At 64.7% G+C, this 19,972-nt stretch carries 13 protein-coding genes and 2 tRNA genes; 9 read left to right on the forward strand and 6 right to left on the reverse strand.

Annotation, left to right across the window (positions count from 1 at the left end; genetic code table 11):
• Positions 1 to 91: 91 nt before the first annotated feature.
• The 3 genes from L8G49_RS00515 (at position 92) to L8G49_RS00525 (ending at position 2,557) form a co-directional block, all read left to right on the forward strand.
• A complete protein-coding gene (locus L8G49_RS00515; protein WP_242181734.1) occupies positions 92 to 1,204 on the forward strand; it encodes an alkene reductase in 1,113 nt (370 codons plus the stop codon).
• 96 nt (positions 1,205 to 1,300) lie between these two features.
• A complete protein-coding gene (locus tag L8G49_RS00520; RefSeq protein ID WP_242181737.1) occupies positions 1,301 to 1,993 on the forward strand; it encodes a DUF1993 domain-containing protein in 693 nt (230 codons plus the stop codon).
• A 228-nt stretch (positions 1,994 to 2,221) separates the two neighbouring features.
• Positions 2,222 to 2,557: a hypothetical protein gene (locus tag L8G49_RS00525; RefSeq protein ID WP_242181739.1), complete on the forward strand. Its 336-nt coding sequence runs from the start codon at positions 2,222 to 2,224 to the stop codon at positions 2,555 to 2,557.
• A 275-nt stretch (positions 2,558 to 2,832) separates the two neighbouring features.
• Here the strand turns inward: L8G49_RS00525 and L8G49_RS00530 are convergent.
• Positions 2,833 to 2,909: transfer RNA gene (locus L8G49_RS00530), tRNA-Pro, on the reverse strand.
• Positions 2,910 to 3,325: 416 nt separating this feature from the next.
• On the opposite strand from L8G49_RS00530, the gene L8G49_RS00535 reads away from it, so the two are divergent.
• Both L8G49_RS00535 and L8G49_RS00540 read left to right on the forward strand, forming a co-directional pair.
• The gene (locus L8G49_RS00535) at positions 3,326 to 6,298 is read left to right on the forward strand and encodes a carboxypeptidase regulatory-like domain-containing protein (protein ID WP_242181740.1); all 2,973 of its coding nucleotides are present in this window, start codon (positions 3,326 to 3,328) and stop codon (positions 6,296 to 6,298) included.
• Positions 6,299 to 6,357: 59 nt separating this feature from the next.
• Positions 6,358 to 7,143 carry a DeoR/GlpR family DNA-binding transcription regulator gene (locus L8G49_RS00540; protein WP_242136938.1) on the forward strand — a complete coding sequence of 262 codons (786 nt, stop codon included), beginning with the start codon at positions 6,358 to 6,360 and terminating at the stop codon, positions 7,141 to 7,143.
• On the opposite strand, the gene L8G49_RS00545 is transcribed toward L8G49_RS00540, so the two are convergent.
• Entirely contained in the window at positions 7,119 to 8,498 is a 1,380-nt protein-coding gene (locus L8G49_RS00545) for an MFS transporter (protein WP_242181742.1), read from the reverse strand. The two genes, L8G49_RS00540 and L8G49_RS00545, sit on opposite strands and share 25 nt — an antisense overlap.
• Before the next feature lie 82 nt (positions 8,499 to 8,580).
• Positions 8,581 to 10,650 (reverse strand): phospholipase C, phosphocholine-specific, encoded by a 2,070-nt coding sequence (locus tag L8G49_RS00550; protein ID WP_242181744.1) that lies wholly within the window; start codon positions 10,648 to 10,650, stop codon positions 8,581 to 8,583.
• A gap of 264 nt (positions 10,651 to 10,914) precedes the next feature.
• Between L8G49_RS00550 and L8G49_RS00555 the strand changes: the two genes are divergently transcribed.
• Positions 10,915 to 11,946: a substrate-binding domain-containing protein gene (locus L8G49_RS00555; RefSeq protein ID WP_242181746.1), complete on the forward strand. Its 1,032-nt coding sequence runs from the start codon at positions 10,915 to 10,917 to the stop codon at positions 11,944 to 11,946.
• Positions 11,947 to 11,949: 3 nt separating this feature from the next.
• Here the strand turns inward: L8G49_RS00555 and L8G49_RS00560 are convergent, their stop codons facing one another.
• Positions 11,950 to 13,224, reverse strand: a complete 1,275-nt coding sequence (locus L8G49_RS00560) for an MFS transporter (protein WP_242181748.1) — start codon at positions 13,222 to 13,224, stop codon at positions 11,950 to 11,952.
• A gap of 257 nt (positions 13,225 to 13,481) precedes the next feature.
• Here L8G49_RS00560 and L8G49_RS00565 point away from each other — a divergent pair, with 257 nt between their 5' ends.
• Genes L8G49_RS00565 through L8G49_RS00575 form a run of 3 tightly spaced genes read left to right on the forward strand, consistent with a single transcriptional unit; the run spans position 13,482 to position 18,759 of the window.
• The gene (locus L8G49_RS00565) at positions 13,482 to 15,977 is read left to right on the forward strand and encodes a TonB-dependent receptor (RefSeq protein ID WP_242181750.1); all 2,496 of its coding nucleotides are present in this window, start codon (positions 13,482 to 13,484) and stop codon (positions 15,975 to 15,977) included.
• 41 nt (positions 15,978 to 16,018) lie between these two features.
• Positions 16,019 to 17,029 (forward strand): alpha/beta hydrolase, encoded by a 1,011-nt coding sequence (locus tag L8G49_RS00570; RefSeq protein ID WP_242181753.1) that lies wholly within the window; start codon positions 16,019 to 16,021, stop codon positions 17,027 to 17,029.
• A complete protein-coding gene (locus tag L8G49_RS00575) occupies positions 17,026 to 18,759 on the forward strand; it encodes an alpha-amylase family glycosyl hydrolase (protein WP_242181755.1) in 1,734 nt (577 codons plus the stop codon). Before L8G49_RS00570 ends, L8G49_RS00575 begins: the two co-directional genes overlap by 4 nt.
• Positions 18,760 to 18,844: 85 nt before the next feature.
• Here the strand turns inward: L8G49_RS00575 and L8G49_RS00580 are convergent.
• Both L8G49_RS00580 and L8G49_RS00585 read right to left on the reverse strand, forming a co-directional pair.
• Positions 18,845 to 18,921, reverse strand: a tRNA-Ile gene (locus tag L8G49_RS00580).
• Between the two features lie 13 nt (positions 18,922 to 18,934).
• Positions 18,935 to 19,972, reverse strand: a complete 1,038-nt coding sequence (locus tag L8G49_RS00585) for a polysaccharide deacetylase family protein (RefSeq protein WP_242181757.1) — start codon at positions 19,970 to 19,972, stop codon at positions 18,935 to 18,937.

Below are 19,972 nucleotides of genomic sequence, written 5' to 3' on the forward strand. Positions count from 1 at the left end.
GCGGCTTCGCAAAGGGCGGGGAGAAAGTACCCGGGCGAAGCGTTGCAGCCTCACCTCTCGGGGTTCCCCCATTCCCACGGAAGACCAAATCATGTCCGACCTCCCTACCAGCCCCGTCCTGCAACCGGTCACGATCGGGGATCTGCAGCTGCGGAACCGTATCGTCATGGCGCCGCTCACGCGCAGCCGCTCGAACGATGCGGGGATCCCGCCTGCCTTCGCCGCCGACTATTACGCACAGCGCGCGGATGCCGGCCTCATCATCACCGAGGCAACCAACATCTCGTCCCAGGCGCGTGGCTATGCGCTGACGCCCGGCATCTGGTCGGACGAACAGGTCGCGGCGTGGACGCCGATCGTCGAGGCGGTGCACCGGCGCGGGGGCGTGATCTTCCTCCAGCTCTGGCACACGGGACGCATTTCGCACCCTGATCTGCACGGCGGTGCGCTGCCGGTCGCGCCGTCGGCGATCGCCCCCGAGGGACAGGCCTTCACCAACGACGGAATGAAGGATTTTGTCACGCCGCGAGCGCTGGAGACCGACGAGATTCCCGCGATCGTCGCGGACTATCGCCATGCCGCCGAACAGGCGAAGGCCGCCGGTTTCGATGGCGTCGAGGTCCACGCCGCGAACAACTACCTGCTCGAGCAGTTCATCCGCGACAGCACGAACCAGCGCACGGACGATTATGGCGGCGCGATCGAGAACCGCCTGCGCTTCCCGCTCGACGTGGTCCGTGCCGTCGTCGACGTGTGGGGCGCCAAGCGAGTCGGCATCCGCATCTCGCCAGCGACGACCGAGCCCGGAAAGACGCCGCTCGATAGCGAGGTGGGGCGGACCTTCGACACGTTCGTCGATGCTCTTTCCGAGATGGGACTTCTGTACATCCACGACATCGAAGGCGTGACCCAGCAGACCCGTGATGTGCCGGACGGGGTCGACTTTCAGGAACTGCGCCGCCGCTTTTCCGGGGCCTATATCGCCAACAACCAGTACACGCTCGACCTGGCGGAGAAGATGCTGGCCGAGGGCAACGCTGACCTATTCAGCTTCGGACGACCCTTCCTCGCAAATCCCGACCTGGTCGATCGCTTGCGGACGGGCGCCCCGCTTGCCGAAGCGCCGAAGCAATATTGGTACGGCGGTGGCACCGTGGGCTATTCGGATTGGCCGGGGATGAACGGGAAGATCGAACTCCCGTAACCAGCGGCTACGGACCGTCGAAAGGACCAAGGGGGATGGCAGGCAGGTGCCAAGGTACGCTCACCTCATCCCCCCAAGACGCGCGACTTGCGTTGTATGTGGCTTCGCGCGTCGGTTCGAAGCGAGGCCACACGATCCGCTATTGTTCGCATCGGGCGCATGGAAATTCGGCCGCCGGTAACAACTAGGCGCCAGCTTGCGGCCATGCTGGCGCAATGCTTGCGGAACCGCCATGCTGGCCCGACCAACCGGAGCCGCGACATGTCCTTCTCTCTCTACGACGCCGTCATTCCCTCCAACCTCCAGATCCTGGGCGCGCTAGACCGCATCGTGGATAAGGCCGAGGCGTTCTGCGAGGAAAACGCAATGACCCAAGCGGCGCTGATCGACGCGCAACTGGCGGCGGACATGCTTCCATTCGGCTATCAGGTGAAGTCGTGTGCGGTGCACTCGATCGGCGGCATCGACGGCGCGCGCACCGGCAGCTTTTCGCCCGACATGAGCGCTTGGCCGACCGATTTTGCCGGGCTGCACGGCATTGTCCGGCGCGCCATGGATGCGCTGTCCGCGCTCGATCGCGACACGATCGACGCGCTGGCGGACGCCGACACCCAATTCGCGGTCGGTGAGACCAAGCTGCCGTTCACGGGCGCAAACTTTCTCCTCTCCTTCTCGCAGCCCAACTTCTATTTTCACGCGACGATGGCGTATGCGATCCTGCGCGCGCAGGGCGTGAAGCTCGGCAAGCGCGATTTCATCGGCATGCCGCGCATGAGGGTCTCACCCTGAAGACCTCGGGCGGGCAATCCCGTTCGCTGCGCCGATCGTTGAGCATCGTTCGCGTCATTCGGGGGTTCCCGCCGTGTCGCCGCTTCGAAAGCGCACATCCCCGGCTGGCGGTCGACCGTTTCGAGGACGGAAAAAGTCTGTTCGCGCTCGGTATCGACCGTGTGCTGGTATAGAGATGCAGGCTGCGCGGCTTGGGGTGCCGGTCGAATTACGGAAATCAGAAAACCTATGGCTCGCAAGCATTCGAAGCACGGATCGTATGACCCACCTCAATCCGATGACGTTCCCGCGGCGGTTCCAGCCTGTTGGCTGTGCGGTCGACCGACCGGCAAGACGATCGTCTGGCACCATCCGGTGCCGAAGAGTCGCGGCGGACGGGATGTCGTTCCGATGCACCCGATCTGCCAGCAGACGGTGACCGCCACCTTCACGAATTCCGAACTCGAACGGTATGGAACGGACGTGGACCAGCTGCTCGCAAACCCGGCCGTGCGAAAATTCGTCGATTGGGTTGCAAAAAAGGACCCCGACTTCTCCGCCGCCTCGACCAAGAAACAGCGCTGAACACCGCGCGGGGCAGCAAGGAGCAGGGACGCATGACCGGCGTGGAGGACACCGTTCGATAGGGTCCCCGTGCACGCCTTCGCTTGCGCTCTGCGAAGGGCGATCCGGTCAGGCAGCCCGAGTTTTCACGTGGCGCGGTGCATCGATCGCGCTTTCCCTGCATTGCGAGGTGCCAAAACGCCGGCTCTGGGTCCGATCCAACCGATCGTCGGCCAGATCATGCCACAGGCCGATCGGACATCGACCGTGTAGCGCTTAGCTAAGTCGTTGGAAAATGGTCGGGGAGACAGGATTCGAACCTGCGACATCCTGCTCCCAAAGCAGGCGCGCTACCGGACTGCGCCACTCCCCGATCCCGTTGCGGCGCTGCGGAACATCCGCGGTCGCGCCTTGCATCGGATAGCGGCGCGCTAACGCCGCTGGTCGAGCGGCTTTGCCGTGAGCGAGCCTGGTTGGCAAGCCCATTTACGTACACCGGTGCATTCGCATTCCGCGGCAACCGACTGCCGCAGACGCTTACCCCCGCGCGGCGAAACCATATCACGCCACCACGGCGTTCCGCTTGAGCAACCCAAATGTCATCCGCGCCAACCGGCGACCTGCACCGAGCTCGAAGAACACACCATGTTCGATTTTTTACCGATAGTCACAAAATTTCCACAAGCCTGACTTAGACGGCAGGTCAGGACGCAGGGACAATCGGCGTCGTCATCTTCCAGGGGGAAACAATCTGTGAACCGTTCAACGCGATTTTCGCGCGCCGTCGTCGTGCGCGCGCTGCTCATGCTCGGAACGTCCGTGGTCGGCGGGGTCACCTGTGCCCAACCGGCGCTGGCGCAAGACTATACGAACATTGCTGCGTCCGGCCGAGTGAACGGCGGGGATGGCGTTCCGATCGCCAATGCGGAGGTCAAGATCACCTCGTCGGATCGCGGCATCAGCCGCTCGGTCACGACGAACGACTCCGGGGCATATACGATCCCGCAACTTGCCCCCGGGAACTATGACTTTGCCGTAACGGCACCGGGCTTTGCGCCCTATTCCGAAAAGAACGTCGCCCTGACCCGGGGCACGGGCGGCGCGAACAGCTTCACCCTCACCCCGACGGCCGAAGCGGGAGACATCGTCGTCACCGGGCGGCGCCAGCGCGTTTCCGACTTCCAGGACACGACGACCGGTGCCGTCATCGACCTCGCGTCGCTGCAGAACCGCGTCCCGGTCGGCCGGACACTGCGCGACGTGACGCTGCTGACCCCGGGCGCGGTACAGGGCTCCTCCGGCGCAAACGGCGGTTTTGCCAACCAGGTTTCGGTATCGGGTGCGGCATTCACCGAGAACGCCTTCTATATCAACGGTCTGAACGTCACCGATTTCGTATCGGGCCTGCAGCCGACCGAAGTGCCGTTCGACTTCTACCAGACGGTCGAAGTCAAGACCGGCGGCGCGCCCGCGGAATTCGGCCGGGCGACCGGCGGCTATGTCGTCGCCACCACGAAATCCGGGTCCAACGACTATCATGCCAGCGTCACCGGCACGTGGGAGCCGCAAGGCCTGCGCGGGGCATCGCCGACGACCTACAACACGAACTATCGCGATGCGACCGCAAGCCGCCAGGAGATGGTGTTCCAGGCAAGCGGTCCGATCATCAAGGACCATCTGTTCGTCTACGGACTCTACAATTTGCGCGACATCCGTTCGATGACGCCCGCGTCCAACCAGCCCAATGCAACCGGCGTCACCAACACCAGCCCGTTCTGGGGTGGCAAGGTCGACGGCTATATCACCGGCGCGCATCATTTCGAGTTCACGTATTTCGACACGACCAACGACACGCATACGCGCAGCTACGCCTATACGATGGCGACCAACACGATCGGGGCGAAGACCGGCGGCACCGACAGCCGCGCCGGCGGCGTCAACTATGTCGGTCGCTATACCGGCACGTTTACTCCATGGCTCACCCTGTCGGCGGCTTACGGGGTCAACAAGCTGCGCTCGGGCAACGTCCCGCTCGACATATCGAACCCGCGGGTGCTCGATTATCGCGATCCGTCCAAGGGCGGGGTCGATATCGGGCTGAACAAGGTCACCGACGCCTATAGCAATACCGACGACGAGCGGCAGTTCTATCGCGTCGATGCAGATCTGCAGTTCCAGTTGCTGGGGTCGCACCATGTTCGCATCGGTTATGACCACGAGCACGACACGCAGACGCAGACCTATGAAACGATCGGCGGCGGGTTCTACAAGATCTACCGGGCGGCGGCGAACGCCACGAATTACGGCGTTCCGATCGGCACCGATTATTATACCACCCGCGTCTATTCGCAGGACGGGATCGGGCAGGTCCGCAACCAGGCGCTCTATCTGCAGGATGAGTGGTCGATGCTCCACGACCGGCTGCGGCTGCAGCTCGGCGTGCGCGACGATCGGTTCAGCAACCAGGGCGTCAACGGCCAGTCCTTCTACACGTCCGGCGATCAATGGGCACCCCGCCTCGGTGCCTCCTACGATGTGTTTGGCGACGGGCGCACCAAGGCGTTCGGCTATTTCGGCAAATATTACCTCCCGCTCGCCGGGGACATCAACCTGAACGTGGCGGGGCAGTTGCTGACCTACACCCGCTACAACCTGTTCAACGGGGTCAGCGGAAACGGCAGCGTTCCCGTGGCCGGCGCACCGATCCTGAACGCGGACTTCACCGCCTGCCCCGACACCAAGGTCGCCAACTGCATCGTCACCGCGACCGGGCAGGCGTCGAGCCCGGCCGGGCAGGTTGCCAACAACCTGTCCGCCCAGTCCGCGAACGAACTGATCTTCGGCGCGACCCGCCAGATCAGCGATCATATCCGCATCGGGGCGACGTTCACGCACCGCGAACTGACCAACGTGATCGACGATATTTCGGTGGATGCGGGCGAACGGGCCTATTGCGTTGGCAAGGGCTTTTCGGCGGCCGCGTGTCTGGCGGCCTATCCCGGCGGGCGGCACTTCGTGATTTCGAATCCGGGCAAGGACATCGTTACCCAGATCAACGCACTGCCGGATGGCACGACGCCGGTAGCCACGCTCCGGGCCGGCGACCTGTCCTATCCCAAGCCAAGCCGTCACTATAACGCCATGACGCTCACCTTCGACCGCAGCTTCGACAAGGTCTGGAGCCTCTCCGCTTCCTACACCTGGGCGATGACCAAGGGGAATTACGAGGGCGGGATCCGGTCCGAAAACGGCCAGCTGTCGGTCAGCCGCGGCGCGGATTTCGATACGCCCGCGTTCGTCAACGGCGCCTATGGCTATCTGCCGAACGACCGTCGCCATACGATTAAGGCTTACGGCAGCTACCGCCCGTTCGACTTCCTGGACATCGGCGGCAACATGGTGCTGCAGTCACCACAGCATAACAGCTGCATCGGGACCGTTCCCAAGGAGATCGACCCGGTCGCCTTCGGGTATCACGGCTACAGCTTCTACTGCAACGGCACGCTCGTTCCGCGTGGCACCGCGTTCGACGGGCAATGGCTGACGCAGTTCGATGCCAGCGTGGTGGTCCATCTGCCGGTACCCAAGAAGTTCGACGCATCGCTCCGGCTCGACGTGTTCAACCTGTTCAACACCACGTCGGTGACGGCGTACAACACGTTCGGTCAGCTCGGCACCGATGCCCCCAATCCCGACTATCAGAAGCCGGCTGCCTATCAGTCGCCGCGCTATGCACGGCTGCAGTTCCGGCTCGGCTTCTGATCCGCCCGTAAGGGATGCCGCGCGCGTTGACAGGGCGCGCGCGGCATTCAACACCGCGATTGACCACAGACCGCCCATGGGAGGGTGCAATTCAGAAACGTTCAGCGCGTCAAAAGGAAATCGTCTCGCGCCTGCGCAGCGGTCGGACGCTGTCGGTCCTGAGCCTGGCCGCGGAGCTCGCAGTGTCGGACGAGACGATCCGCCGCGAATTGCGCACGCTCGAAGACCAGGGGGTCGTCATCCGCGAGCATGGCGGTGCACGCCTCGCCACCCTGGTGTTCGAAGGGCCGCTCAACCAGCGGATGGAGGAGAATGCCGACGCCAAGCTGCGCATTGCCCGCGCGGCGGCGGCGCTGATCCCCGATGGGTCGATCCTTTTCATCGACTCCGGCACGACCAGCATCTTCATCGCAAAGCAACTGGTCGAACGACGCGGCCTGACCGTGATCACCAACTCCTTGCAGGTGGCGAACGACCTCGGGGCGATCAACGGAAACCGGCTGTTCCTGGCCGGTGGCGAAATGGACTATGATTATCGCGCATTCTCCGACCATCAGGCGCAGGCGTATGTCCGCGGGTTCACACCGCATCTCGCGATCCTGTCGGTCGGTGCGATCAGCCTGGATCGCGGGCTGATGGATTTTCATCCGGGCGAAGCGGAGATGAGCCGGATCGCCTATGCGACGTCGAAACGCATATTGCTCGGCGCGGACGCCACCAAATTCGGCCGTTACGCGCTGCTGCAGACGGCGGGGCTGGCGGATGTCGACATCCTGGTCACCGATCAGCCGCTGGACGAGCCGTACGCGCGCGCCTTCGCTCACGCGGAGGTGGTGGTCGCCTGAACCGCGGACGCTCGCCGCCGCAGCGCGGTGGCGAGCAGGGCGAGCATGACGGCGACACCGGCCATGGCCGCCTGCAGCAACCAGAACCGCCCATCGCTGGTGCGCCCGTAGAGACTGCCGCTGATGCCAACCCAAAGGCTCGCGAAGAAACCATGCAGATAGAACAGGCCCATCCAGAACCCCACGAAGCGCGGGGGCGCCACCGCCGCGATCAGCGTGAGGCCACTGGGCCAGACGAGCACGACCGCCGCATCGATCAGGATCAGATAGGCAAGGGCCCAGCCGATCGACAACGGGCCATCGCCCATACTCGCCAGCGCCAGCAGGAGGTAGCCGCTCGCGCAGCACAGGCCGCCCAGCAGGATATGGTCCTCCGGGCCTAGCCCGATGCCGCTCCTTGCAAGCCACGGGAAGAATCCCTGCGCGCCGGCAATCAGCAGCAAGGTGAAGACACCGTCCAGCGAGACGAACCACGCCACCGGCATGGCCCAACCGTGCACATGCAGCTCGATCCGGGCGCGTGCCCAGATCAGGAAGATGTCGCCGAGCTGTTCATAGGCAGACCAGCAGAAATAGATGCTGAGGATGGCCGCCACGAGAATGGCGCTCGACCGCATGCCGGCCCCCTGCGCTGCAGTGGCGGGCCCGGTTTCCCGAACCGGAAGAGCAGCGTACGCCGGCAGTCGCGTAGCCGTCGCGAGATAGCCCCCCACCCCTAGCAGGACGGCGATCGCCGCCGCACCGATGGCGTAGGGCCAGCCGGCCAAGGCGGCGAGCGTCCCGCAAACGAGCGGCCCGCAGATCACCCCGGCGTTGAGAAAGCCCAGATACAGGGCGTAGCCGCGCTGCCGCTCCACCTCGCCGCAAAGCAACTGGCCGAGCTGCGCCGACAGATTGCCCTTCAGCGTTCCGGTCGAAACCATGAACAGCGCAAGCCCCGGGAGGAAGGTGGGAACTTGCAGCATCAGGCCAAGGCCCGCGATCATCGCGGCGGCGCCGCAACAGATGACGGTATGACGCCGCGCGATGAGATCGCCGATCAGTCCACCGAGCGGAACCGAAAGATACAGGAGCGCGCCCGCATATCCATAGACCTGCGACGCCAGGCCGGTCGTCGAGAGCGGGCCGAACCAGCTTTCGAACACCGCGCGCAATTCCAGAGCCCCGGTCGCAGGCCGACCGGTCCCCGCGAAAATCTCATCGGCGAGGATCAGCACGAGGAGCGACTTGACGCCGGCCATCGCGAACCGCTCCCAGAACTCCATCATCGCCAGACCGAGGAAGCGCCGGTCGAGGATCCGCGTCATCGAACCGCGCGTGTCCCTCTCGTCCAGATGCGCGCCTGCGGTAGCCATGCTCGGCGCGCATAGCCGCGCTCGGCAACATGTTTATGACAATCCCGTCCGGATCGGAACCGCAACCCGGCGATCGGCGGCTTCACACGGGATGCGGGAAAAGCGGAGCCGGTTCACTGACGTCCGAGTCACCCGTCTCGACGTGCCCGGCGAGCCGCTGCCGCGTCCCGCCATCAGATGTGACGAGCACGTCATACCAGCGATGTTTCGGGACGACGGGAAGCGCGATCGTGCCAACGGCATCGGCCGCAAGCGTCACGTGCCGGGCGACGCCGGAATGCGCACAATGCGACATGACGATTTGCGCGCGGTCCGCGCGGTTGTGTACCCGAAGCCGTATCGGGCCGCGGCCGGACGGCTGTAGTGTCGTTTCCAGCCGGGCATGCTCCGCAGTCCCGCGAAACTCCCGGAAGAAGCCGTTGGCACCGCGCACCACCAGCGCCACCCCCTCACCCGGCGCCACCGGCCAAGTCTCCTCGAGCTGTGACTGCGCCGCCACGGTGAAATACCGCCAGCCGGGGAACCGCAGCTCGTCCTGAACACCGAACACCATCCCCTCCGGCCCGCTGTTGACGAAGCGCAGGGTCAGCCCGTGCTCCGACCAGAGTGGCTCGACGTTGAACCGGTAAGGAAGCGCACGCGCGGGGCGGGTGCCCGGTTCCTGCATCGGCACGCCGCGTCCGTTCGCGATCGGCGGCGGCGGTGCGGTGTGGCAGAGCGCCTGTGTCGCGGCGACATAATCCGCTACCGAAGGCAGCGCCTTGAGCCAGCCAACATCCTTGCGGGCCTGCGCTGGCACGTCGAAATCGAAGATCGACGTCAGATCCCCGCAGACGGACCGTCGCCATGGCGAGATATTGGGCTCCGCCACGCCGAATCGCTTTTCCAGAAAACGCAGCACGGACGTATGGTCGAACATCTGCGAGTTGACCCAGCCGCCCCGCGTCCACGGCGAGATCACCAGCATCGGGACCCGCGGCCCCAGCCCGACGGGCTCGCCCTGGTACGTTTCGCTGCGCACGTCGACGTTGCTCTTCCCGTAGCGCGCATCGATCGCGGGGATCGGGGCAGGAACGTGATCGAAAAATCCGTCATTCTCGTCATAGTTCACGATCAGCGCGGTCTTGGCCCAGACCGCGGGATTGGCAGCGAGCGCCGCAACGATACTGCTGACCAGCACCTCGCCATATGGCACGGGGGCATCGGGGTGCTCGCTCATTTCCATCATCGGCACGATCCACGACACTGACGGCAACCGGTCTGCCGCCACGTCGGCGGAGAACGCCGCGATGAGATGCTGCGCGCGCGTCTTCTCCGGGTCGACCGGCGGTTTGCCATCGATCCAGTCGACGAAGGCGCGACCCCGGCGATAGCGCGCGGACGTGCGGTCCAACCGCCGGAATTCGCTGAAATAGGCCAGCGAATTATCGGAATAGTTCGCTTGCTCCTGATAGACCCGCCAGGGGACGCCGGCGTCTTCCAGACGGCCGGCATAGGTGCGCCACGGCAGGCCCGCGAAGTTCGGGTCATCCTTGGCCATGTCGGCACCGGGATTATCGTCGCAGCCGCCGTTGGTGACGCAATACACGCCTTGCTGCCCCACGCTCAGCCCGTTGGTGCCGGTAAAATGGTAGAGACGATTGGGGCCGGTCGGCCCCTGCAGCGAACAATGATATCCGTCGCACAGCGTGAAGGCGTCGGCGAGGGCATAATAATAGGGAATGTCGGCGCGCGTCAGGTGCGCCATCGTCAACGCGCCCTTCTGCTCGGCCCAGGCGTCCCAGTTACGCCATCGATTCTGGCTGTCCTTCCAGCTATGGTCGAGCCCGGTAAAACAGCGCGCGTTGGTGCTGTTGTAATTCAGCCGGAACGGCCACGCGATCTGCCCGCCATCACGGTCGGCGCGGCGTTGCGCCCAGACGGGCTTGCCGCTGGGCAGCATTACGGGACGCGGATCGCCGAAACCGCGGACACCGCGCATCGTCCCGAAATAATGGTCGAACGACCGGTTTTCCTGCATCAGGATAACGACATGCTGGACATCCTCGATCGATCCGTGCGGACGAAGCGGGTCACGCGCCCCGCCGGGGAGGCCCGCAACCCCGGCCAGGGTCGAGGCGCCGTTGAGGAAGGTACGTCGATTGATCAGCATGGGCACGGACTTTGCAAAACGTTTGGGCAGGATGGGATCGGTGCGGGAAGTCGGGCCTAGCATCGCGATATGGACGACTTGTGACAGAGCGCCGCTGCATGACCGATTTTTGTTGCTATCGGTCGTTTTTCTAACAAACTACGGGGAACGTCGATCGACCTTTCCCGCGCGAGGTCGCTGACCACCGCTCGGGTGCGATGGTTTGATCCAAATCCTCGGTCGACCTAATATCTCTTGGTCCTTTCAGATGGTACGCAACCCGTCATGACCGCCCCCCATCCCGACCCCAACCTTGCGATCTCGAGCCTCGCCGACCTGGCCCGCGCTGCCGGGACGTCGGTCTCCACTGCCTCCCGCGCGCTGTCCGGGCATTCCTCGGTCAACGAACAGACTCGCGCGCGCATCCGCGACCTTGCCGACACACACGGCTTCCAACCCAACCAGCTCGCGCGCAATCTCCGTATGCAGCGCACCCAGGCGATCGGTCTGGTCCTGCCGCTGGGACATGAGACAGGGCAGCATCTGTCGGATCCGTTCTTTCTCTCGTTGCTCGGTCACCTCGCCGACGGGCTGACCGAACGCGGTTACGATCTGATGCTGTCGCGGGTCATCCCGCGCGATGGCGACTGGCTCGACCGACTGGTCGATAGCGGGCGAATCGATGGGTTGATCCTGATCGGTCAGTCGGATCAGGACGCAGTCATCGATCGCGTCGCGGCACGCTATCCGCCGATCGCCGTATGGGGCGCGCAGTTGCCGGGGCAGCGCTACGTTACGGTAGGGTCGGACAACCGGCTGGGCGGTCTTCGCGCGACCGAACACCTGATCGCGATTGGACGCCAGCGTCTGCTGTACCTGGGCAACACCAGCGCGCCCGAATTCGCCGAACGGCTGGCTGGCTTCCGGGAAGCGGTCGATTCCGCCGGTCCGGGCGTCACCGGGGAGATGCTGGATCTGCACCTTACGCCCGACGCTGCCTATGCCGCGATTGCGGCCTATCTGTCGGATCACCCCGCCCCCGACGGGATCTTCGCAGCCTCCGACGTCGTCGCCATGAGCGCGTTGCGCGCGTTACGCGAGCATGGGCTGGACGTGCCCCGGGACGTGGCCGTCGTCGGATATGACGACGTGACCCTCGCCGCGCATACGACCCCGGCGCTGACCACGGTGCGGCAGGATCTGGTGTCCGGCGCCGCGGCGTTGATCGACATCGTTTTCAAGCGGATCGCGGGTCAGCCGGCGACGTCGCGCCTGCTGGATCCCACGCTGATCATCCGCGGATCGACGGTGGTGTAGCCGTCAGGCGCTGGCCGCAACCGGTCGGCCCGACGGTACCCGCATCGTCGCAACCGCGGCCGCAACCATCAGCACGCCCCCTAGATACAGGACATTGCGCGGGTCCCCATTCAGAATGTTGTTGTACAACAATGGCATAGTGAGGCTTTCTATCATCATGGGGATGACGATGAACATGTTGAAGATGCCCATGTAAATGCCAGTCCGCTGGGGTGGGATCGAATCCGCCAGCATGACGTAGGGGTTCCCCATCAGGCTCGCCCAGCCGATCCCGATCCCGATCATGGGTACGAACAACCAGCTTTGGGTGGTTATCCCCGGAATGGCCAGCATCGCAGCACCCGCGGCGAGCATCGACAGGGCATGCACGTTGCGCGCGCCCCAGCGTCGGGTCACCGGGACCAGGGCAAACGCGGCGACGAAGGCGACGAAATTGTAAAAACCACCCAATTGCCCGGTCGCCAGCGCCGCGTCCCGGAACCCGGCCGAACTCGCATCGCTCGTCCCGTGCAGCGAGCGCGCCAAGGCAAAGGTGATGAACTGCCAATAACAGAACATCGCATACCATTGAAACAGCATGGCAAATGCGAGCTTGCGCATGGTTGGCGGCATGTCGCGAACTGCATTGCGGATATCGGCCAGCGTAGTGCGCGCGGACAAGGGTTCGCGGCGCATCTCGGCAATCTGTTCCGGCGTCAACGGCAATTCGCGCACCGACAGCACCGACCACAGGATCGTCGACAACGACAGCACCGCGCCGATCAGGAACGCGGCCTTGGTGATATGCGGAATGTTGTTGAGATCCACCGCATCGCGGTCCATTCCCCAGAACACCAGAATGGACGGCGCCAGATATGCCAAAGTCTGTGCCAGTCCCGTGAAGGCGCTTTGCGTCAGGAAACCGATTGGCCGCTGATCGGGGTCCAACCGATCGCCGACATAGGCGCGATATGGTTCCATCGTCACGTTGTTGGCCGCGTCCAGAACCCATAACAGCGACGCTGCGACCCAGAGCGTCGGACTATAGGGCATGGCGAGCAGGCCGAGGCTGCACAGCAAGGCGCCGATGAGAAAATACGGGGTCCGTCTTCCAAACCGACTGACCGTACGGTCGCTCAACGCTCCGATCAGCGGCTGTACCAGCAACCCGGTCATCGGACCCGCAAGCCATAGCAAGGGCATCGCCGCCTCGCTCGCGCCGAGATAGCTGTAGATGGGCCCCATGTTGCTCTGCTGCAGCCCGAAGCTGAATTGCAGGCCGAAGAAACCAATGTTCATCTGGAGAATACGGAGCAGCGAGAGGCGGCGCCCGGACGGCGATCGGCCCGTCGGTTGCGCGACGGACGCGCCGCCAAAATCCCGATCCTGTCGCATCCCGTTCTCCCCGATCGCGTCCGCGTTACCGTCTTTTGCCTTCGGCTATCATCAAAACGGCGACATCGCAATCGATTGCGGAAAAGCTATTGCAATCGATTGTGAGACTGATATTCGGACGGTCGAACCGCACCAAAGCGGACCTTCAGGGAGAGGACATCATGAAGCTCACCACATTCCTGCTCGCCGGCACCGCCTTGGTCTGCCTGCCACAGATCGCGACCGCGCAGGTCGCAGCAGATCCGGCCGCGGCGCCCGCGACTGCCGATCAGGCGGCGCCCGAGCCGGCAGCGGCACCTGCCGAAGGCGGCGATATCGTCGTGACCGGCACCGCGCGGGCGGAACGCCGGTTGACCACCAGCATCTCGGTCAGCGCTGTCGATGCACAGGACATCGCCAAGCTCGCCCCGATGGGCAGCGCGGACCTGTTGCGCAGCATCCCGGGGCTGCGCGCCGAATCGTCCGGCGGCGAAAGCAATGCCAACATCGCGGTGCGCGGCCTTCCCGCAGCGAGCGGCGGCGGCAAGTTCGTACAGTTCCAGGAAGATGGCCTGCCCGTGCTCGATTTCGGCGACATCGCCTTCGCGACTGCCGACACGTTCGTCCGCCCCGACTACAGCGTGTCGCGGGTCGAGGTCGTGCGCGGCGGATCGGCATCGACCTTTACGAGCAACGCGCCCGGCGCGATCATCAATTTCATCAGCAAGACCGGGGAAGTGGCCGGCGGGTCGATCGGCGTCAGCAAGGGGCTGGATTTCAACCGTACCAGGATCGACGCAGATTATGGTGCGCCGATCGGGGACGACTGGCGGTTCCATGTCGGCGGCTTCTACCGCGTCGGCAACGGCGTGCGGGACGCAGGGTACACGTCCGAACGCGGCGGGCAGATCAAGGGCAACCTCACACGCAAATTCGCCAACGGTTTCATTCGACTGAACTTCAAGTTCCTCGATGACCGTTCGCCCATCTATGTCCCCTCGCCGATCCGCGTGACCGGGTCGGCGTCCGATCCGACATATTCGTCCTACCCCGGTTTCGACGTTCGCTCGGGAACGTTGCTGTCGCGCTATTTCCGGTCCGACGTTTCGATCGGTCGCGATGGGCAGCGGATCGTTTCAGACCTGGGCGACGGCTACCGCGTTAAGACGCGCGGTGGTGGCGCGGAGGGCTCGTTCGATCTGGGCGGCGGCTGGCGTATCGACGACAAATTCAACGTCGCGAGCAATTCGGGCAGCTTTGCCACGTCCTACCCGGGCCGCGTCGCGACCCTGACGACGTTCATGAGTGAGATCGGCGGAACGGGCGCCTCCCTGCGCTACGCCAACGGCCCGAATGCCGGCCAGGTCATCACCAACCCGGCGACCCTCAACGGCAATGGTCTGGGCGTCAACGCGCTCACCTTCGCCACCACGCTCAACGACTTCACCAACGCGACCAACGTCCTGACGGTCAACAAGGATTTCAACACCGGCTTCGGCAAGGGCAGTGTCACGTTCGGCTACTTCAAGTCGTACCAGGCGATCCGGATGGATTGGCACTGGAACAGTTACCTGCAGGAATTGAAGGGCAAGGATGCCGCGTTGCTCGACGTATATAATGCGGCCGGCCAGGCGGTGACGCAGAACGGCCTGATCGCATACGGCGAACCGGTGTTCGGGAATTGCTGTCAGCGTTACTATGACGTCGATTACAACATCGACGCGCCCTACCTTGCCGCCTCGTTCAAGACCGGCGCGCTCAACCTCGATGGCAGCGTTCGGTTCAACAGCTCGAAGGCCAGCGGCAGCTACGCCGCGATCGGTGGGTTGCGGACGATCGACGTCAACGGTGACGGCATCATCCAGACGCCGGAACGCAGCGTCCCGGTGGTCAACACGCAGGCTTCCTCGCCGGTCAATTACCGCAAGAACTACTTCACCTATTCGATCGGCGCCAATTACGAGCTCATGTCCAACCTGGCGGTGTTCGCGCGGGTCAGCCGGGGTGCGCGCTTCAACGCCGATCGGATCCTGTTCGGCGGTGGCGTTCGTGCGGACGGCAGCGTGGCCGACGAGGTCGCGGTCAATTTCGTCAACCAGCAGGAGGCCGGTCTCAAATTCCGGCGCAACGGCTTCTTCACCAACCTGACCGCCTTCCGTGCGACCACTGCCGAAGCCAATGAGATCGTCATCCCGCAGCAAGCGGTCATCAATAACAAGTATCGGTCGTATGGCGTTGAATTTGAAGGCGGCGTCGACCGGGGGTTCTTCCATCTGGTGGCCGGAGCAACCTATACCCACGCCCGCATTACCGAGAGCCAGATCACGCCGGCCTTGAACGGGAATGTGCCCTATCGCCAGGCCGACCTGATCTTCCAGGTGACGCCATCGATCAGCGTGCGCAAGCTGGACATCGGCGCCAACATCATCGGCACCACCTCTTCTTATGCGGCCGACGTCAACACGCTGAAGATGCCCGGCTATGTGATGACAAACGGGTTCGTCTCCTATGCGCTGACGCCGGCGATCCGGCTCGCGGTCAACGCCCAGAACCTGTTCGACGTCGTCGCGATCACCGAGGTCGGCCAGGTCCCCGACAGCGTTCCCGCGAACGGCATCAATACCGCCCGCGCCTTCCCGGGTCGCAACATCACCGCGTCTGCGACGTTCCGTTTCTGATGCGGGCCACCATATCCCAGATTGCGGGGCTCCTCGGCGTCATGATCGCCCTTGCCCAGCCGGGTGCTTCGTCGGCGACGGAGCAGCCGTATCTCGTCCCCCCCCGGCCGCTACCCGTACCTGAGACGGTCAGCGGGCCGATGCAGGCGTTGATCGGCTCGCCGCAGAATCCGAGCTGGAACCAGCATCCGGCGTCGGCGGCGGCCTGGCGCGCGCTGGTCAAGACTTATGCCAAGGATATCGAAACCGTCCTGCCGGCGCTGATGGCGCGCGAAAAGGTGACGGTTCGCGCCGATCGCATGAACGGCGTGCCGGTATTCTGGATCGAGCCTACGGTGGTTCCGGTCGAGAACAAAGATCGCATCCTGGTCAATTTCCACGGTGGGGCATATGTCTTTGCCCCGGGCAAGGCGGGCTTGCGCGACGCGATCCTGCTGGCCGGACGCGGGTTCCGGGTGATCAGCGTCGATTACCGCATGGCCCCGGATGCCCCCTATCCAGCAGCGATCGACGATGCCGAAGCGGTCTGGAAAGCGATCGTCGCGCACTATCCGGCGAAGCGGATCGGCGTGTTCGGATCGTCGACCGGCGGCGCGATGACACTGGCGCTGGTGGTGCGGGCAAAGGCGCATCATCTGCCTCTGCCCGGCGCGCTGTGGGCAGGTACGCCGTGGGCACAGCTCGACAAGGTCGGGGACAGTTATTTCACCAACGATCACGTCGATAACGCCCTGGTATCCTACGACGGGTTGTTGGGTGCCGCGGCCGCGCTCTATGCCAATGGCCACGTGATGAGTGATCCGGAACTGTCTCCCGTCAACGCCGACTTCAAGGGCTTTCCGCCGACCTTGCTGACGACCGGCACGCGCGACCTGTTCCTGTCCAACACGATCCGCGTTCACCGCAAGCTGAAGCAGGCCGGGGTTGCGGCCGATCTCAACGTCTACGAGGGGCTGTCGCACGGCGACTATGAGCGCGACCCGGACCTGCCCGAATCGCGCGAAGTGTATGGCGAGGCCGCGGCATTCTTCGGGCATGCGCTCGCGCGATGACGGACCGACTGCACATGCTCTTCGACCTGCTGGAGCCGCTGTACCGGGACCATCCCGGCTGGAGTGTCGAACGCGACCGCATCGCGGCCATCCTCGCCCGGGCGGACGCGGAGCGTTCGGCCGACTTGCGCGCGCTCGATGCGGAAAGAGCGGCCCGCCCCGCCTGGTTCGGGGCGCCCGACGTGATCGGCTATAGCTTCTACGTCGACCGCTTCGCCGGGACCGTTGCCGGGCTGCGCGACCGCCTGCCGTGGCTGGACGCGCTGGGGGTCCGGCTGTTGCACCCGCTGCCGATCACCTTGGGCCAGTCGGGCGATAGCGATGGCGGGTTCGCGGTCGCGGACTATCGCGCGATCGAACCCGCGCTCGGCACGCTCGAGGACGTCCGTGCCCTTGCCGCCGACCTGCACGCGCGGGGCATGGCGTTGGCGATGGATTGTGTGCTCAACCATTCGGCGCGCGACCACGCCTGGGCGCAGGCGGCGTTGCGGGGCGACCCGGAAAAACGGGCGTATTATCGTATCCTCGATGATGTTGCCGAGGTGCGCGCCTGGGAGGACGATCTCGACGAGGTGTTTCCGGATACGGCCCCGGGCAATTTCACGTGGGAGCCGGCATTGGGCGGCTGGGTGTGGAGCAGCTTCTACCCTTTTCAGTGGGATCTCGACTGGTCGAACCCGGCGGTCTTTCGCGAGATGCTGGACGTCCTGCTCTTCTGGGCGAATGTCGGGGTCGATGCCTTCCGACTGGATAGCGCACCGTATCTTTGGAAGCGGCGCGGCACGCCCTCCCGGAACCTGCCCGAGACGCACCGTCTGGTCGCCGCCTTGCGCGCCGGGCTGGATGCGGTTGCGCCCGGCGTCGCGCTGCTCGCCGAGGCGATCGAGCAAACCGCCGAAGTCCTGCCTTACATCGAGCCGGCTGACGGGACGCGTGCGGCTCAGCTCGCGTACCACAATGGCGTCATGGCGGCGCTTTGGGTGGCGCTGGCCACGGGAGACTCGGCGATCGTCGGTGATCTGGTTCGGGACACGGCCCTTACCCGCGCCGACACTGCCTGGCTCAGTTACCTGCGGTGCCATGACGACGTCATCTGGTCGGCACTGAACGGTCGCGCCGCCGCCGCGGATCTTGACCGCATCTCGGACTTTTATGCGGGCGCGGGCGGCTTCCCGGAGGGACGTCGGTTCCAGGCAAGACCCGGCGCTGCGCCGAGCACGGTCGGCATGCTTGCCTCGCTGATCGGCACGCACGGCGCGGCGGCGATCGGCCGATACCGCTTGCTGCTCGCCACCATGCTTGCGCTGCCGGGCATGCCGATGCTGTACATGGGTGACGAAATCGGGCTGCCCAATTCGGAAGACGCCGCGGTCTCGGACGATGCCCGCTGGCTGCATCGACCACGGATGGACTGGCACCGCGCCGAGGCGGCCGCGCTGGGTGAAGGCGCAGGCGCGGCGTGGCTCGCCGTGACACGCCGCCTGATCGGCGTTCGCGGGCGCCTGCCCGCGCTGGACGCCAAGGCTTCGACGGTCGTCCACGACGATTCGTCCGGCCTTCTGGTGGTAGAGCGTGGCGCGGGCGAGCATATGGTGCTCCTGGTCGCCAATTTCGGTCGGGACACTTGTCCCTTCCCACGAAGCGGGTCGTGGGTCGACGTCATCGACGACGCTCCGGTTGTCGACGGAGTCGGCGCGGGTTCGGTCGTTTGGGCAATACGCGCCGTGTGACGCGATGATCGTCGCGTCCATCGTTCGCGCCCGGGGGGCGCGAACGTAAGCCCCTTTGAACGCGCGAAACTCGGTGGTGACGGGGTGGTGGGCCCGGCAGGACTTGAACCCGCAACCTAGCCGTTATGAGCGGCCAGCTCTAACCAGTTGAGCTACAGGCCCCCCGCGCCATCCGTTAGCGTCGCAGGGGCGCCGCTGGCAAGCCCGCTGCCGCAATCACCTCGTCGAGCGAGGTTGCCATCACCCCGCGCCGCTGCAGATCGGCCAGGATCGTATCCCACCAATGATGAAACCGCCGGAGATCCGCCGCGTCGCGCACGTAAGGCGTATGACCGGGCACAAGGGACGGGGAATGGAAGGAAAAGCTCAGTAGCTGCAGTCCTTCTCCCAGCACCACCGCGATCGCTTCCAGCGCATCCGCGACCGGCATGTCCTCCGGGGTCAGTGCTACCCTGGAAAGCAGGCCCAGACGCGAGAACACGCCGCGTCCACGCGGGACATGGCGTAGCGCCCGATACAGGCTCTCGCCGCCACGACGCAGCAAACCGGTATGCACGGTCGTCAGCGGCAGTTCGACCATCGCGCCATCGGTCCCCGCCCGAAAGGCGCCGTTTCCGATCTTGCCGAAATCGGGGCCGCCGTCTGCCGCATAGGAATAGCGCGACCGCATCGACGTATCGACCAGGTACCCCCGCTCGGCCAGCAACCGCAGCGTCTGCGGGCCAATCCCGTAACGCCCGGCCCGATAGGCGCGCGGCCGTACGCCGAACGCGGTTTCGATCGCGGTGGTGAGGCGATCGATCTTGGCTGCCTCCAAGCGCTCGACGAGATTGCCCGCGTAGCTGTTGCGCGCGGTCACCACTTCGTCGAACGGCGGATTGACCCAAGGGTGGAGATGCGCGCCGATCGTACAGCGCCGATCTTCAAGCACCGCGCCGACGCACGCGATCGCGAGCGGGTCGGTTGCAATCGGATAATCCACGAGCATCGTCAGCGGTACGCCACGATCGGCGAAGCGGCGATGCGCCACGGGAAGCGCGCGAATGGCGGAAACACCGTAACCGTCCCGCCGCAGCGGGGCGTTCCAGTCGAACTCTTCCTCGGTATCTACAAAAACGATGAACCGCGTTCCAAACCCGTCGGTCCAGCGGATCCTGTCCGGCGCCGCAGGTGGCGACGGACGATACGGGCGCGAATGGCCTTGCTGCGCCAC

It is taken from the genome of Sphingomonas sp. CARO-RG-8B-R24-01 (genome assembly GCF_022662295.1).
Taxonomy (GTDB): domain Bacteria; phylum Pseudomonadota; class Alphaproteobacteria; order Sphingomonadales; family Sphingomonadaceae; genus Sphingomonas.

Bases quoted from the DNA above. Each gene is read 5' to 3' on its own strand.
- L8G49_RS00550 (WP_242181744.1), bottom strand. From the start codon at position 10,650: ATGCTGATCAATCGACGTACCTTCCTCAACGGCGCCTCGACCCTGGCC.
- L8G49_RS00560 (WP_242181748.1), bottom strand. From the start codon at position 13,224: ATGAACATTGGTTTCTTCGGCCTGCAATTCAGCTTCGGGCTGCAGCAG.
- L8G49_RS00545 (WP_242181742.1), bottom strand. From the start codon at position 8,498: ATGGCTACCGCAGGCGCGCATCTGGACGAGAGGGACACGCGCGGTTCG.
- L8G49_RS00555 (WP_242181746.1), top strand. From the start codon at position 10,915: ATGACCGCCCCCCATCCCGACCCCAACCTTGCGATCTCGAGCCTCGCC.
- L8G49_RS00565 (WP_242181750.1), top strand. From the start codon at position 13,482: ATGAAGCTCACCACATTCCTGCTCGCCGGCACCGCCTTGGTCTGCCTG.
- L8G49_RS00575 (WP_242181755.1), top strand. From the start codon at position 17,026: ATGACGGACCGACTGCACATGCTCTTCGACCTGCTGGAGCCGCTGTAC.
- L8G49_RS00525 (WP_242181739.1), top strand. From the start codon at position 2,222: ATGGCTCGCAAGCATTCGAAGCACGGATCGTATGACCCACCTCAATCC.
- L8G49_RS00515 (WP_242181734.1), top strand. From the start codon at position 92: ATGTCCGACCTCCCTACCAGCCCCGTCCTGCAACCGGTCACGATCGGG.
- L8G49_RS00570 (WP_242181753.1), top strand. From the start codon at position 16,019: ATGATCGCCCTTGCCCAGCCGGGTGCTTCGTCGGCGACGGAGCAGCCG.
- L8G49_RS00520 (WP_242181737.1), top strand. From the start codon at position 1,301: ATGTGGCTTCGCGCGTCGGTTCGAAGCGAGGCCACACGATCCGCTATT.